Source organism: Streptomyces sp. NPDC090088 (assembly GCF_044747345.1).
GTDB lineage: Bacteria > Actinomycetota > Actinomycetes > Streptomycetales > Streptomycetaceae > Streptomyces.
On record NZ_JBIVDZ010000011.1, the window covers coordinates 1 to 14,183 of the forward strand.

Annotated in this window: 17 protein-coding genes; 6 read left to right on the forward strand and 11 right to left on the reverse strand. The window is 71.6% G+C overall.

What is annotated here, in order from left to right:
- From ACIPSJ_RS42305 to ACIPSJ_RS42315, 3 genes are all read right to left on the reverse strand, one after another.
- A partial coding sequence (locus ACIPSJ_RS42305) for an electron transfer flavoprotein subunit beta/FixA family protein (RefSeq protein WP_401354065.1) occupies nt 1-629 on the reverse strand: 629 nt, incomplete at its 3' end.
- 218 nt (nt 630-847) lie between these two features.
- Nucleotides 848-1,357 (reverse strand): flavin reductase family protein, encoded by a 510-nt coding sequence (locus ACIPSJ_RS42310; RefSeq protein WP_355712092.1) that lies wholly within the window; start codon nt 1,355-1,357, stop codon nt 848-850.
- A gap of 214 nt (nt 1,358-1,571) precedes the next feature.
- Nucleotides 1,572-1,988, reverse strand: a complete 417-nt coding sequence (locus ACIPSJ_RS42315) for a thioredoxin family protein (RefSeq protein ID WP_359219818.1) — start codon at nt 1,986-1,988, stop codon at nt 1,572-1,574.
- 102 nt (nt 1,989-2,090) lie between these two features.
- Between ACIPSJ_RS42315 and ACIPSJ_RS42320 the strand changes: the two genes are divergently transcribed.
- Both ACIPSJ_RS42320 and ACIPSJ_RS42325 read left to right on the forward strand, forming a co-directional pair.
- Complete coding sequence (locus ACIPSJ_RS42320) at nt 2,091-2,507, forward strand: DUF4395 domain-containing protein (protein ID WP_401354068.1); 417 nt, start codon at nt 2,091-2,093, stop codon at nt 2,505-2,507.
- Between the two features lie 188 nt (nt 2,508-2,695).
- On the forward strand, nt 2,696-3,424 hold the full coding sequence (locus ACIPSJ_RS42325) for a lysophospholipid acyltransferase family protein (RefSeq protein WP_359219814.1): 729 nt from the start codon (nt 2,696-2,698) through the stop codon (nt 3,422-3,424).
- A 3-nt stretch (nt 3,425-3,427) separates the two neighbouring features.
- On the opposite strand, the gene ACIPSJ_RS42330 is transcribed toward ACIPSJ_RS42325, so the two are convergent.
- From ACIPSJ_RS42330 to ACIPSJ_RS42350, 5 genes are all read right to left on the reverse strand, one after another.
- A complete protein-coding gene (locus ACIPSJ_RS42330) occupies nt 3,428-4,129 on the reverse strand; it encodes a phenylalanine--tRNA ligase beta subunit-related protein (RefSeq protein ID WP_359219810.1) in 702 nt (233 codons plus the stop codon).
- Nucleotides 4,130-4,139: 10 nt separating this feature from the next.
- Entirely contained in the window at nt 4,140-4,733 is a 594-nt protein-coding gene (locus ACIPSJ_RS42335) for a transglutaminase domain-containing protein (protein ID WP_401354072.1), read from the reverse strand.
- A gap of 92 nt (nt 4,734-4,825) precedes the next feature.
- Nucleotides 4,826-5,896, reverse strand: a complete 1,071-nt coding sequence (locus ACIPSJ_RS42340) for a threonine aldolase family protein (protein ID WP_401354075.1) — start codon at nt 5,894-5,896, stop codon at nt 4,826-4,828.
- Complete coding sequence (locus ACIPSJ_RS42345) at nt 5,893-6,639, reverse strand: SDR family NAD(P)-dependent oxidoreductase (RefSeq protein ID WP_359219833.1); 747 nt, start codon at nt 6,637-6,639, stop codon at nt 5,893-5,895. The genes ACIPSJ_RS42340 and ACIPSJ_RS42345 overlap by 4 nt, the downstream gene beginning before the upstream one ends.
- Nucleotides 6,640-6,689: 50 nt before the next feature.
- Nucleotides 6,690-8,087: a DUF6421 family protein gene (locus ACIPSJ_RS42350; protein WP_401354078.1), complete on the reverse strand. Its 1,398-nt coding sequence runs from the start codon at nt 8,085-8,087 to the stop codon at nt 6,690-6,692.
- 412 nt (nt 8,088-8,499) lie between these two features.
- Between ACIPSJ_RS42350 and ACIPSJ_RS42355 the strand changes: the two genes are divergently transcribed.
- On the forward strand, nt 8,500-9,183 hold the full coding sequence (locus ACIPSJ_RS42355; RefSeq protein WP_365694417.1) for a glycerophosphodiester phosphodiesterase family protein: 684 nt from the start codon (nt 8,500-8,502) through the stop codon (nt 9,181-9,183).
- Nucleotides 9,184-9,198: 15 nt separating this feature from the next.
- Here ACIPSJ_RS42355 and ACIPSJ_RS42360 read toward each other — a convergent pair whose 3' ends face one another.
- A complete protein-coding gene (locus tag ACIPSJ_RS42360; protein WP_401354082.1) occupies nt 9,199-9,738 on the reverse strand; it encodes a GNAT family N-acetyltransferase in 540 nt (179 codons plus the stop codon).
- Nucleotides 9,739-9,839: 101 nt separating this feature from the next.
- Here ACIPSJ_RS42360 and ACIPSJ_RS42365 point away from each other — a divergent pair, with 101 nt between their 5' ends.
- Both ACIPSJ_RS42365 and ACIPSJ_RS42370 read left to right on the forward strand, forming a co-directional pair.
- Nucleotides 9,840-10,232: a VOC family protein gene (locus tag ACIPSJ_RS42365; protein ID WP_401354084.1), complete on the forward strand. Its 393-nt coding sequence runs from the start codon at nt 9,840-9,842 to the stop codon at nt 10,230-10,232.
- Nucleotides 10,233-10,306: 74 nt separating this feature from the next.
- On the forward strand, nt 10,307-11,071 hold the full coding sequence (locus tag ACIPSJ_RS42370) for a VOC family protein (protein WP_401354086.1): 765 nt from the start codon (nt 10,307-10,309) through the stop codon (nt 11,069-11,071).
- Between the two features lie 90 nt (nt 11,072-11,161).
- Here the strand turns inward: ACIPSJ_RS42370 and ACIPSJ_RS42375 are convergent, their stop codons facing one another.
- Both ACIPSJ_RS42375 and ACIPSJ_RS42380 read right to left on the reverse strand, forming a co-directional pair.
- Entirely contained in the window at nt 11,162-11,746 is a 585-nt protein-coding gene (locus tag ACIPSJ_RS42375) for a MarR family transcriptional regulator (RefSeq protein WP_359219794.1), read from the reverse strand.
- Nucleotides 11,743-13,389: an FUSC family protein gene (locus ACIPSJ_RS42380; protein WP_401354089.1), complete on the reverse strand. Its 1,647-nt coding sequence runs from the start codon at nt 13,387-13,389 to the stop codon at nt 11,743-11,745. The genes ACIPSJ_RS42375 and ACIPSJ_RS42380 overlap by 4 nt, the downstream gene beginning before the upstream one ends.
- Before the next feature lie 154 nt (nt 13,390-13,543).
- Here ACIPSJ_RS42380 and ACIPSJ_RS42385 point away from each other — a divergent pair, with 154 nt between their 5' ends.
- Entirely contained in the window at nt 13,544-14,089 is a 546-nt protein-coding gene (locus ACIPSJ_RS42385) for a DUF5134 domain-containing protein (protein ID WP_401354091.1), read from the forward strand.
- Nucleotides 14,090-14,183: the final 94 nt, after the last annotated feature.

Consider the following 14,183-nt stretch of genomic DNA (forward strand, 5'->3'; position numbering starts at 1 on the left):
TCGGACAGGTCCCAGGACGCCACCGGCTTCTTCTTCGCGGCCATGATCCCCTTGAACGACGGGTACCGCGCCTCACCCGACTGGTCCGTCACCGACACCACGGCGGGCAGGGAAGCCTCCAGCTGCTCGCTGGCGGCATCCCCGTCACGACGGCCCTTGACCGTGCCGTCCTCGACGGAGACCTCGGAGAGCAGGGTGACCTGCGGGACACCCAGACGCTCCGCCACCAGGGCCGGCACGATGCCCGCGGTGCCGTCGGTGGAGGCCATACCGGAGATCACCAGGTCGAAGCCGGCCTTCTCGATCGCCTTCGCCAACACCAGCGAGGTGCCGATCGCGTCGGTGCCGTGCAGGTCGTCGTCCTCGACGTGGATCGCCTTGTCCGCGCCCATGGAGAGCGCCTTGCGCAGCGCGTCCTTGGCGTCCTCGGGACCCACCGTCAGGACGGTCACCTCGACGTCGTCGTCGGAGTTCTCGGAGATCTGCAGGGCCTGCTCGACCGCGTACTCGTCCAGCTCGGAGAGCAGACCGTCCACGTCGTCACGGTCGACGGTCAGGTCATCGGCGAAGTGCCGGTCGCCAGTGGCGTCGGGCACGTACTTCACAGTGACAACGATCCTCAGGCTCACGCCGGCTCTCCTACTGCATCGTCTTTTCTGGGCTGCCTCTTGCAGGCAGCATAGGCGCCTCAAGCGGCTCATCCCGGTCGGGGCGGCCGCGCGCTCCGAACGAAATATTACTCACCAGTACACCCAGTTCACTCCCGCTAAGCAAGCGCTTTGAACTGTGACCTTCGCAACGCAGCGTAACCGGAACTCGACGCGTTCGCAGAACGAGGGGCGCGTGATCAATCCCGCAGTCCGTTGAACCCGCCCTGGTGATAGAGGAGTGGACGGCCTGCGCCGGAGGAGTCGCCGAGGACCACCTCGGCCAGCACGATGCGGTGGTCGCCGGCCGGCACGCGCGCGACGATCCGGCACACCAGCCAGACCAGGACGTCACCCAGGACCGGGACCCCGGCATGCTCCTCACGCCAGTCGGTGGGCGCCCCGAACCGGTCGGCGCCGCTGCGCGCGAAGGTGGCGGCGAGCTCCTCCTGGTGCTCGCCGAGGACATGGACGCCGATGTGCTCGGCGGTGGATATCGCGGGCCAGCTGGAGGCACCCGTGCCGACGCCGAAGGAGAGCATCGGGGGCTGGGCGGAGACGGAGGTGAGGGAAGTGGCGGTGAAGCCGACCGGGCCGTCGGCGCCGCGCGCGGTGATCACCGCGACACCTGCCGCGTGCCGCCGGAAGGCGGAGCGGAGCAGGTCGGGAGAGGCGAGCTGAGGGGTGCCGAGGTCGGGCGTGGCCGTCATGGAGTTGTCCTTCGTCTGCGGGAGGCGGCGTGGAGGAGGGTCCGGGGTGCTCAGCGACCCGGACAGCGCGCGCTCGCGGTGCGGGCCAGGTCCACGTGGACCCGCCCGAAGAGAAGGATTTCGTGAGGCATACGGTCAGGCTGACGATAGGTGGTGCGCCCAGTCAAGTACGTTCCGCGATATGGGAGCTGCCTCACCGGCATCGGCATACCCGTCAGACCGCCTCTCCCAGTGCCGCGATGACGTCGGCCTTGCGGGGCTGTCCGGTGGCCCGGCGGACCACCCGCCCGTCCGCGTCGAGCACCAGCACGGTGGGCGTCTTGAGGATCTCCAGTTCGCGCACGAGGTCCAGATGGGCCTCGGCGTCGATCTCGACGTGGGCCACCCCGGGGACGATCCCGGCGACCTCGCCGAGCACCCGCCGGGTGGCCCGGCAGGGGGCGCAGAAGGCGCTGGAGAACTGCACCAGCGTGGCCCGTTCGCCGAGTTCGGTCCCCAGTTCGGCCGCTCCGAGCCGCTTGCCGCCGTCCCGTCCGCGCACCCGTACCCTCCCGCTCCGCCGCTTGTGCAGCACTCCGTATCCGCTCGCCGCCGCGAGCACCGCCAGGCACACCACCAGTCCGGTCGTCATCGCACCAGCATCGGCGAGACCGGCGGCCACCGGGCTCAGCGTTCACGAGACTGCAAAGATTCCCGGCTCCCCTGACGGCCCACGGGACGGAATCCTTGGTTCATGGACATCGACGCACGTGGGCCGCGGTTCGGCGCGGCCGTGACGACGGTCGTGCTGGCCGTCGCACTGATCTCCCGCAGCCCCTGGATCCTCGCCTGGCAGACACTGGCGTTCGCGCTCGGCGCGGGCGGCGGTGTGCACCGTTCGCCGTACGGCTGGGTCTTCCGGACCCTGGTACGGCCCCGGATCGGCCCCCCTGCGGAGTTCGAGCCGCCGGAGCCGCCGCGGTTCGCGCAGGCGGTCGGACTGGTCTTCGCGGGACTCGGTCTGGTCGGATTCGCGCTGGGCCCCGCCTGGTTGGGGCTCGCGGCGACCGGGCTCGCGCTCGCCGCGGCCTTCCTCAATGCTGCGTTCGGGTACTGCCTGGGCTGCGAGATGTTCCTGTTCATGCGGCGATTGACGGCCCGCCCGGAGTAAAGGCGAGTTAAAAGCGCGAGGTGGATCAAGGGGCCAACGTGACGAGAATCTCGCCGCGCCCGGGCACCAGGGCTGGCTCCCCGTCCGTTCTTCGGGCACGATCTGCGAGACGCCGTAAACCTACGGCTGCGTAACTTTCCCGCCGGGAGCCCCTTTCCCAGGCAGAGCAGAAAGGGTCCGTCCCACCCATGGCAGAGCTGGTCTACCGTCCCGTCATCGGTTTCGCCAAGACGCTGTTCAAGGTCTGGGACCTCAAGATCGACTGCCAGGGGTCCGAGAACATCCCGCGCTCGGGCGGCGCCGTGCTGGTGAGCAATCACATCAGCTATCTGGACTTCGTCTTCGACGGCCTGGCGGCCCTTCCGCAGAAGCGGCTGGTGCGGTTCATGGCGAAGGAGGCGGTGTTCCGGCACCGGATCTCCGGCCCGCTGATGCGCGGGATGAAGCACATCCCGGTGGACCGCACGCAGGGTGAGGCCGCCTACCAGCACGCGCTGGACTCGCTCAAGTCCGGCGAGATCGTGGGCGTCTTCCCGGAGGCGACCATCTCCCAGTCCTTCACGCTGAAGAGCTTCAAGTCGGGTGCGGCGCGGCTCGCGCAGGAGGCCGGCGTCCCGCTGATCCCGATGGCGCTGTGGGGCACCCAGCGCATCTGGACCAAGGGCCAGCCGCGCAACTTCAAGCGCAACCACCTCCCCATCACCATCCGCGTCGGCGAGCCGGTCGAGGCCCCGCGCGAGCAGTACGCGGGCGCGATCACCCGGCGGCTGCGCGAGCGGGTCCAGGACCTCCTGGACGCCGCCCAGCGCGCCTACCCCGCCCGCCCGAAGGACGCGACCGACACCTGGTGGCTCCCGGCTCACCTGGGCGGCACGGCCCCCACGGTGGACCAGCTGAAGGCGGCCGAGGCGATCTGAGCCTCAGCCCGCCGTCTCCGGCGCGCGCACCTCGATGCGGGCGCCCGGGCTGAACTTCTCCAGCAGCTCGGCGAGTTCGGCGCCCGCCGACGCCACCTCGGGCACCGGCATCGGGGCCATGCTCTCCAGCAGGAAGACCGCCGAGGCCGTCCGTTCGGTGAGGCGGGTGCGCGGACCCTGGCGCCAGTTCCAGCGCCGGCAGGTGACGCCCTCGTCGTCGCACCACACGACCTCGCCGGCGTCGGGATGCTCGACGCTCTCCTCGCCCCCGGCCACCGTCACGAAGTCCTCCTTCCCCGTGGCGCGCACCAGGCGCATCCCGCCCTGGATCAGGTCGAGGTCCTCACCGCCGACCGGGATCAGGTGGGCGACGCTGATCGCGTTGTAGAGGTCCACGAGCAGGTTGATGCGGGGCAGGCCGCCGTCCGCGAGGGCCCGCTTGGCCAGCGCCTCGGCCGAGTTGCGGGTGCGGGACGGCTTGGAGCCGAACGCCGTGTAGACGGCGCGCCAGGAAGCCATGTGCGGGTCCTCGTGCGGAGCCCGCCCGTCCAGGCGTACGGCCAGACGCCGGGCCGCGTCGTCGAGGAGGGCCGAACTCGCCTCGGTGCTGGGCCCGTTGACCAGTCCGTGGGCCTCGATCGCGAGGTGCGTGAAGCCGGGCGCGAGGGCGCGCACCTCGTCGGACACGGTGAGCGTGAGAGTCATCTGCCTTGCCTCAGAGTGCGGTGGGGAGCGTGTTCCAGAGGGCCGGACGGTCGGGCGCCGCCTGCAGCGCGCCGAGTACGGCCGGGTGAGGTTCAGCGTACAGGACCGGATAGTCCATCTCATTGGACTGCGGATCGGGGATCCAGGCCAGCCGTTCGCCGTCGAGGGAGAACCGGGCGTCGACGCCGGGCTTGTTCCCGCGCGGATCCTGCCGGTGCCAGGCGCCGTCGAAGCGGACGGCGACCAGTCCGTGCACGGCGTGACCGGCGCCGCCGTCGTGCACCAGCCGCTGGTAGCACAGGGCCGTGGGGATGTCCTCGGCACGCAGCAGGGCGGCGAGGGCGTGGGCCTTGGCGTAGCAGATGCCGGTGCGCCGCTCCAGCACGTCCGAGGCGCGCCAGGTCACGCGCGGGTCGCCGGAGTCCTGGGAGTGCGGGACGGCGTCCCGTACGAATTCGTACGCGGCCCGCGCATAGGCATACGAGTCCACGGCACCGGCGGCCAGCCGGCCGACCGTCTCCCGGACCACGGGATGATGGTGGTCGATGGCCTCGTCGGCGGCCAGATAGGCGGACAGGTCGGCGGTTTTCTGGATCAGCTCCATGTCCGCAGAGCATAGGAATGCGGCCACCCGAGCGTCAATGACTTTTCAGATGACCGCATATCTATGCAATGTCACGCTTGACGCGTGACACGCTAACGTGCCATCTCCTCCTTGAGCGCCGCGACGAACGCGTCCACGTCCCCCTCGGTCGTGTCGAAGGCGCACATCCAGCGCACGTCCCCGGCGGCCTCGTCCCAGAAGTAGAACCGGAAGCGCTTCTGCAGGCGCACGCTCACGTCGTGCGGGAGGCGGGCGAAGACGCCGTTGGCCTGCACCGGGTGGAGGATCTGCACGCCGTGCACGGCCCGGACGCCCTCGGCGAGCCGCTGGGCCATCTCGTTGGCGTGCCGGGCGTTGCGCAGCCACAGGTCCTTGGCGAGCAGGGCCTCCAGCTGCACCGAGACGAAGCGCATCTTGGAGGCGAGCTGCATGGACAGCTTGCGCAGGTGCTTCATGTGGCTGACGGCGTCCTGGTTGATCACCACGACCGCCTCGCCGAAGATCGCGCCGTTCTTGGTGCCGCCCAGGGAGAGGATGTCGACGCCGACCGCGTTGGTGAAGGTGCGCATCGGGACGTCCAGGGAGGCCGCCGCGTTGGCTATCCGGGAGCCGTCCAGGTGCACCTTCATGCCGTGCGCGTGGGCGTGCTCGCAGATCGCGCGGATCTCGTCCGGCGTGTAGAGGGTGCCCAGCTCGGTGCTCTGGGTGATCGACACCACCTGCGGCATCGCGCGGTGCTCGTCGTCCCAGCCGTACGCCTGCCGGTCGATCAGCTCGGGGGTGAGCTTGCCGTCGGGGGTGGGCACGGTGAGCAGCTTGAGGCCGCCCATGCGCTCGGGGGCGCCGCCCTCGTCGACGTTGATGTGCGCGCTCTCGGCGCAGATCACCGCGCCCCAGCGGTCGGTGACCGCCTGGAGCGCGACGACGTTCGCCCCGGTGCCGTTGAAGACCGGGAAGGCCTCCGCGCTCGCCCCGAAGTGGCTGCGGATGATCTGCTGGAGGTGCTCGGTGTACTCGTCCTCGCCGTAGGCCACCTGGTGGCCGCCGTTGGCCAGGGCCAGGGCGGCGAGCACCTCGGGGTGGGTTCCGGCGTAGTTGTCACTGGCGAAACCGCGGACCTGCGGGTCGTGGTGGCGACGCGCGTCGGTCTTCGGAGGGTTCACGGCTTCTCGGTCAGCCACAGACGGTTTCCGTTCACTTCGGTGGCGGGCTTGCTCCAGACGCCCTCGATGGCCTCGGCCAGGTCCTTGACGTCGGTGAAGCCCGCGAACTTCGCGTTGGGCCGCTCGGCGCGCATCGCGTCGTGCACCAACGCCTTCACCACCAGGATGGCAGCGGCGGAGGTCGGGCCCTCGGGGCCCCCGGCCTTGCGGAAGTAGTCGGCCAGGGCGAGCGTCCACGCCTCGGCGGCGGCCTTGCCCGCGGCGTACGCGGCGTTGCCCGCGGTGGGCCTGCTCGCGGCGGAGGCGCTGATCAGGACGTACCGGCCGCGCTCGCTGCGCTGCAGCGCCTCGTGGAAGGCGAGGGAGGTGTGCTGCACGGTCTTGACGAGCAGCAGCTCCAGGAAGTCCCAGTCGTCCAGGCTGGTCTTGGTGAAGGTCTCGCTGCCGCGCCAGCCGCCCACCAGGTGGACGAGACCGTCGACGCGGCCGAAGTCCTTCTCGATGTGGGTGGCCCAGTCCCGCGTGGACTGGAGGTCGAGCAGGTCCACCGTGTCACCCGTGACGCTGGCGCCGCCGGACGCGTACCGCGCCGCGTCCACGGCCTCCGACAGGCGCTGCGGGTCGTTGTCCGCCCCGACCACCGTCGCGCCGGCCTCGGCCAGCCGCATCAGCGTCGCGCGCCCCGCCGGTCCGCCCGCGCCGGCCACCGCGATCACCGCACCGCTGAGAGCCCCGTTGCCCACCATGTCGTTCCCCTCTTGAACCTCTTGAGCCGTGTTCCGGTGCCGGTCGCTCACGCGGCGACCGGCTCGGCGCTGTCCGCGGTGATGCCCTTGGTCTCGGCGATCACGTTCTTCAGTTTCTTGGACAGGGCCTCGTAGAACATGCTCAGCGGAAACTCGTCCGGAAGCACGTCGTCCACGAGCTTGCGCGGCGGGAGGGACAGGTCCAGGGCGTCGGGACCCTTGGCCCACTTGGAGCCCGGGTGCGGGGCCAGGTAGGTGGCGACCAGCTGGTACCCGGCGAACCAGTGGACGAGCTTCGGGCGGTCGATGCCGTCCTTGTACAGCTTCTCGATCTCGGCGCACAGCTGGTTGGTGACCTGCGGGGCGCGCTCCCAGTCGATGGCGAGCTTGTTGTCGGTCCAGCGGACGACGTCGTGCTTGTGCAGGTAGGCGAAGAGCAGCTGGCCGCCGAGCCCGTCGTAGTTGCGGACGCGGTCGCCGGTGACCGGGAAGCGGAACATGCGGTCGAAGAGGACCGCGTACTGCACGTCACGGGCCTGCGGGACGCCGTCGGCCGCCAGCTTGACGGCCTCCTTGAAGGCGGTGAGGTCGCAGCGCAGCTCCTCCAGGCCGTACATCCAGAACGGCTGGCGCTGCTTGATCATGAACGGGTCGAAGGGCAGGTCGCCGTGGCTGTGGGTGCGGTCGTGGACCATGTCCCACAACACGAAGGCCTCCTCGCAGCGCTTCTGGTCGTGGACCATGGCGGCGATGTCCTCGGGCAGGTTGAGGCCGAGGATGCCGACGGCCGCGTCGGTGACCCGGCGGAAGCGGGCGGCCTCGCGGTCGCAGAAGATACCGCCCCAGGAGAAACGTTCCGGCGCCTCGCGCACGGCGATGGTCTCCGGGAAGAGGACGGCGGAGTTGGTGTCGTAGCCGGCCGTGAAGTCCTCGAAGGTGATGCCGCAGAACAGCGGGTTGTCGTAGCGGGTGCGCTCCAGCTCGGCCAGCCAGTCCGGCCAGACCATGCGCAGCACGACCGCCTCCAGGTTGCGGTCCGGGTTGCCGTTCTGGGTGTACATCGGGAAGACGACCAGGTGCTGGAGGCCGTCCGCACGGCCGGCCGCGGGCTGGAAGGCCAGCAGCGAGTCGAGGAAGTCGGGCACCAAGAAGCCGCCGTCGGCCCAGCGCCGCAGGTCGGCCACCAGGGCGCGGTGGTACTCGGCGTCGTGCGGGAGCAGCGGGGACAGCTCCGCCACGGCCTCCACGACACGCCGTACGGCCGTCTCGGCGTCGCCCCGCGCGGGCGCGCCCTCGGCGTCGAAGTCGATCGAACCGTCCGTGGACTGCCATGGCCGGATCCGTTCCACGGCCTCCTTGAGCACGGGCCACGCCGGGTGCTCGACCACCCTGGTCACGGGAGGAACCTGCCCCTCCGAACCCACCTGCACAAGAATTTCCGTCATGACCCATCCTCTACAGCAGAACCTCGCGTAAGGACACCGTATGCATACGAGGTTTCTCCCAGCAAGGGGGCCCTCAGGAAATTATCCTGCGACACCGCTACTTCACCGCGCTTTTTCCTGTACTAAACCGTGAATGCGCTCACATCCACTACGAACGGTGAGGGGGCGTCAGATCCGTGGGACCGGACGGATCCGGCCGGTCAATGCGCGGCGGGACGCGCCCACCCCCGGGTGACCGCGAACGGGGGCACGGGCCAGGCGCCGTGCGACCGGCACACCAATCCCCCGTGTACGTACGGGTTCATCGAGGCGGGCGGCCATTAGGCTGCGCCCAACCGCGTGGACAGCGACGTCCGTCGTACGGCCCGCGCGCGTGCACCCACCGCCGCCGTCGACGGAAGCGAGTTGAATCTTGAACTTCCTTACCATCGGTCACCGCGGAGTCATGGGCGTCGAGCCCGAGAACACCCTCCGTTCCTTCGTCGCCGCCCAGCAGGCCGGCCTCGACCTGATCGAACTCGATCTCCACCTCAGCAAGGACGGCGCCCTGGTCGTCATGCACGACGCGGAGGTGGACCGCACGACCGACGGCACCGGCCCGATCGCCGAGAAGACCCTGGAGGAACTGCGCGCACTGGACGCCGGCCGGGGCGAACGGGTGCCGGTGTTCGAGGAGGTCCTGGACGCCGTACGGTCGCCGCTGCAGGCCGAGATCAAGGACGTGGCCGCGGCCCGCGCGCTGGCCGAGGTCATGCTCCGGCGGGACCTGGTCTCCCGGGTGGAGGTGTCGTCGTTCCACGACGAGGCCGTCGCCGAGATCGCCCGGCTGGTGCCGGGTGTGCGCACCGCGCTGATCGCCAGCCGCTACGGCCCCGACGTGGTCGAGCGGGCAAGGGAGGCAGGAGCCGCGACCCTCTGCCTCAACATCCGGCGGCTCACCCTGGAGGTCGTCGAGCACGCCCGCAAGGCGGATCTGCGGGTGATCGGCTGGGTGGTGAACACCCAGGACGACCTGCGACTGGTGCGCGCGCTGCAGCTGGACGGCGCGACGACCGACTACCCGGAGATCAAACGCACCGCCCGCTTCACCGCGTGACCCGCGGCCGGTACCTCACACCAGCGGCTTGACCAGCAGCTCGAACTCCAGGTCGTCGCGGAGCGGGATGCCGAAGCGCTCCTCGCCGTACGGGAACGGCGTCATCCTTCCCGTACGGCGGTAGCCGCGCCGCTCGTACCAGGCGATCAGGTCGTTCCGCACCGAGATCACGGTCATGTGCATCTCCTCGGCGGCCCAGTCCTCCCGGACCCGGCGCTCCGCCTCGGCGATGACCGCCTTGCCGACGCCTGCGCCCTGCAGGGCGGGGCTCACCGCGAACATGCCGAAGTAGGCGTGGGCGCCGCGGTGTTCCAGCTGGCAGCAGGCGACGACCCGGCCCCCCTGCTCGACGACGAGCAGCTTGCCGTCCGGGGTCTTGATCACCTCCAGGACGCCCTCCGGGTCGGTCCGCTGCCCGTCCAGGATGTCCGCCTCGGTGGTCCAGCCGACCCGGCTGGCGTCGCCCCGGTACGCCGACTCGATCAGCGCGACGAGCACGTCCACGTCGGCGTCGGTGGCGTCGCGGAAGGTCAGGCCGGCGGCGGCGTTCTCCATGGGCGGGTACTCCGATCTCGGGCGCGGTGAGCCAGGGACGAGCCTAACGCCGCTGGTCCGCTCCGGGTTCCGGCCCCCAGGTGGCACTAGGCTCCCGTCGCATGGTGCACGTACTGAGCAGCCGAACCCTGCTCCACCCCACCGATCCCGAGCGCTGCCGCGCCTTCTACGGCGAACGGCTCGGCCTCCCCGTCTACCGCGAGTTCGGTACGGGCCCGGAGCGCGGCACGGTCTACTTCCTCGGCGGCGGCTTCCTGGAGGTGTCCGGACGCTCGGACGGGCCCGCCTCGCCGGGGATGCGGCTGTGGCTACAGGTCCCGGACGTCACGGCGGCACACGAGGAGCTGCTGGCGCGGGGCGTGGAGATCGCTCGTCCGCCGGTCCGCGAGCCGTGGGGCCTGGTCGAGATGTGGATCACGGATCCGGACGGCGTCAGGATCGTGCTGGTGGAGGTGCCGGCCGACCATCCGCTGCGGTACCGGCCGGGGATCTAGCGCACGGCTTCCCGATGGCCGCTGTCAGAGGTGGGGTCTAGCGTCGGAAGGGAGATCCCGTGCGAGGAGGGGCCATGGAGTTCGACAAGCCGGTGCCGGGTGGACCCTGCTGGACGGAGCTGGGGACCGATGACCTGGAGGGCGCCAAGCGGTTCTACACGGAGCTGTTCGGCTGGCGTCCGGAGACGGACCCGCGGCAGGCGGCGGGCTGTTACACCGTGGCGCATCTCGGTGACGCGGCGGTCGCCGCGCTCACCCCGCTCTACCAGGAGTCCCAACCGGTCGCGTGGAACGTGTCGTTCGCGGTGGCCGACGCCGACGTGACCGCGCGGCTGGTGGAGGAGGCCGGCGGCACGGTGGTCGTCGGCCCGATGGACATCTTCGACGCGGGCCGCTTCTCGGTCGCCCTCGACCCCACCGGCGCGGCCTTCCAGCTGTGGGAGGCGCGGGCGTTCCCGGGCGCCGGGCTGCTCAACGCGCCGGGCACGCTGGGCTGGGTGGAGCTGGCGACCCGGGACACCGGCCGGGCCGGGCACTTCTACACCACGGTCTTCGGCTGGGACACCCGGGGTTCCGAGCAGTACACGGAGTTCGCCGCGGGCGGGCAGGAGTTCGGCGGGATGGCCGACATGGGCGACCGGTACCCGCCGGAGGTGCCCGCGCACTGGCTGCCGTACTTCGCGGCCGAGGACGTCGACGCGACGGTACGGGCGGCCGTGGCGGCGGGCGGTTCCGTGCGGGCGGAGCCGATGACGGTGCCGGACGGTCCGCGCATCGCCGTCCTGGCCGACCCGCGGGGCGCGCTGTTCGGTGTCTTCGCGGAGGACGAGGGGAGCTGAGCCGACGGCCACGCGTCCGCGCCGCGGCCGTCAGGCCCGCAACGCAGCCATCAGGCCCGCAACGCAGCCATCAGGCCCGCAACGCAGCCGTCAGGCCCGCAGCGCGCCCATCCGGCCCTCCAGCCGGCCCAGCAACTCGGCCAGCAGCCCGGCCAGTTCGCCCTGCCCGGTGGGGGCGAGGACGGACAGCACGGCCGTCTCGTAGGCGAGTTGCTCGGGCAGGATGCCGTCGACGAGCTCACGGCCGGCGTCGGTGAGGCGCAGGTGGGCGACCCTGCGGTCCCGGCTGTCGCCGCGCCGCTCGACCAGGCCCCGCTCGGTGAGCTGCTTGAGGCGCTTGGTGACGGCGGCGCCGGAGGAGAAGGTCTCCTTGGCGAGTTCGCTCGGGGTCAGTTCGTGGCCGGTGCGGCGCAGCGCGCCGAGCAGGTCGAACTCGGGGCGGCTGAGGCCCGCCCGGCGCAGCGGGGCGTCCTCGGCCTGCTGGAGGAGGGCGGCGCAGCGGTTGATCCGGCCGATGACCTCCATGGGCCCGGTGTCCAGCTCGGGGTGGACGGACCGCCACTGCCGGACCACACCGGCGACCGTGTCCTCCCGGTCCGCTCCCCGTCCCGCTCCCCCGCCCCCGCCTCTGTCCGCGTCGCTGCCGGCCGCCGGTCGTCCGTTGGTCGCCGTCATGGCCGTACGTCCTCCGTTGTCCTCGCGCCGTCCCAGGAGTGCGGTTCCTGGCGTCGTACCGTCGCGGCGAGCGTACGGTGTCCGGACTGCTCGGCGAGCACGACCCGCTCCTGGGGCAGTGCGCGTTGCCACCACTCGCCGGACGCGGCGTCGGCGGCGGCGCGCAGGTCGGCCAGGGCGGCGGACAGGGTGCGCCGGACGGTCTCCAGGGCGCGCGGGGCCGGCCGCGGCTCGGCGAGCAGCCGGGCGGCCTGCTCCCGGGCCCGTTCCACGGCGGTCAGGGCGTGCTCGATGCCCTCGCCGGCCCGGCGGTTGGTGACGACGATCGCGGTCACGAACCCGACGAGCGCGCCGACCAGGGTGTCCACGACCCGCTCGGTGATCAGCCGCCCGGCGTCCTGGGTGCGGGCGAACTCGGTGATGAGCAGGGCCATCGGGGTGACGCAGACGCTGCCGAGCCAGTAGTTGCGGCCGATCAGCGCCTCCGCGCCGAAGTTGAAGGCGAGGCAGCACAGCACCAGGGCGGCCGGGTGCAGATGGGCGAAGGGGACGACGGCGGCGAAGACCAGGACACCGAGGAGGTTGCCGACGACGCGCTGGACGCCCCGGCTCCAGGTGAGGGTGACATTGGCCTGGTAGAGGGAGGCGGCGGTGACCAGCGCCCAGTAGGGGCGGCCGACGCCGAGGGCCAGGGAGGCGTAGCCGGCGAGGGCGCAGCCGAGCGCGGTGCGGGCGGCGAGGGGGGTGAGCGGGCCGAGCCGGTGCCACAACGGGCGCGGCGGTACGGCGAGTTCGGCGTCGATGCCGAGGAGTTCGTCGTCGGCGCCGGCCACCCGCGGGACGCGTCCGGTGCCGCGCAGGTCGCGGGCCCAGCCGCGCAGCCGCCCGGGATCCGCGTCGGCGGGGGCGGCGAGGGCGACCTCGGCGCGCACGACCAGGTGTTCCAGGGCGCGCCGGGTGCGGTCGGTGCGGGCGCCGGTGGCGAGCAGGGACTGCCAGGCGGCCTGCACGGCGGCGGCCGCGGCGGCCCGGGCCTTCGCGTGGCCGTCGCCGGTGCCGCGGGTGGCGGCGTAGGCGGCGGTGGCGTTCAGGGCGTGGGCGGTGGCCCGGCGTTCGGGGCCGTGCGGGCGCAGCAGCCCGGGCGCCATGCCGACCAGCCAGGCCCAGGCGCCCGCCGCCAGCGCGAGGCCGACATGGGCGGGTACCTGGCCGAGGCTCTGCGGGGCGAACAGCGAGGCGGAGGTGATGAAGGTGAGGACCACGTTCCCGGGCGGGCCGACCCGGGTGGCGTCGCACAGCGTCTTCTGTACGGCGGCCATGAGCGCGCCGACGGTGACCAGGACCACCGCGTTCGTGGTGAGCGACGCGGCGACCAGGGCGAGGGCGAGGCCGCCGACCATGCCGAGCACGACCCGGGCCAGGGTGCGGGCCCGTGCGGGATAGGGGCGGTTGTGGCCGTAGAGGGCGCACAGCGACCCGGCCATCGTGTACATCGCCAGGTCGAGGCGGCCGAGGGCCAACAGCGTCAGATTGGGCGGGGCGACCGCGGCGACCACGCTGAGCGCGGGCTTGAACCAGATGTCGGAGGGCCGGCCGAGGCGCAGCACCCCGGAGAGGGGAAGGGGTCGGGTCGCGGTGCTCATACCTATGAACTTAGCATGTGTTTTACTCGTAAAACAATCTCGCTCACCTGCTGTGCTCCGCCGAATGCTCCCCGTGTACACCCTTGCGCCCGCGTGCGCGCCACACCGGCGGGGCATCGCATCCATCGATGCGACGTCGAGCGGGGAGGTGCGCGTGCACGGACCGTCTTCGCCCGGCTGGCTGCTGGTCGCGCTGTGCGCGGCGACCGGGGCCTACTGTCTGCTGCGGATGCGCAGCAGCGTCGAGGAACAGCGGCGCGCCGCGGGCGGCGAGGCGCTGATGGGGTTCGGCATGGCCGCGATGGCCGTGCCCGCGACCGTCTACACACCACCGGCGTGGGCATGGCCGCTGTACGCGGCGGTGTTCGGCGCGGCGGCGCTGCGCGCGCTGTGGAGCGCCCGCAGCAGCCCGCACCACCTGCACCACCTGGTGGGGGCGGCGGCGATGGTCTACATGGCGGTGGTGATGGCGGCCTCCCCCGGCGCCCACCACCACGGCGGCGCCGGAGTCCCGCTGGTGACCGGGCCGTTGCTGCTCTACTTCACCGGCTATGTCCTGGTGTCCGGTGCGCGGCTGGTTCCGGTCGCGGTGGCGGCCGCCGGGACCGGGGCGGCCCGCTGGGGCGACCGGCCCGAACTGGCGCGGGCCTGCCGGCTGTCCATGGGCATCGGCATGGTGGCGATGCTGCTGACCCTGTGAGCTTCTGACGCCACGCCCGGCGCAAACGTTGCCTGCGTCACTTTGGCGCAATGGCCTGTACCCCTGAGCACTCACCCGCTCATAGGGTGCTGGC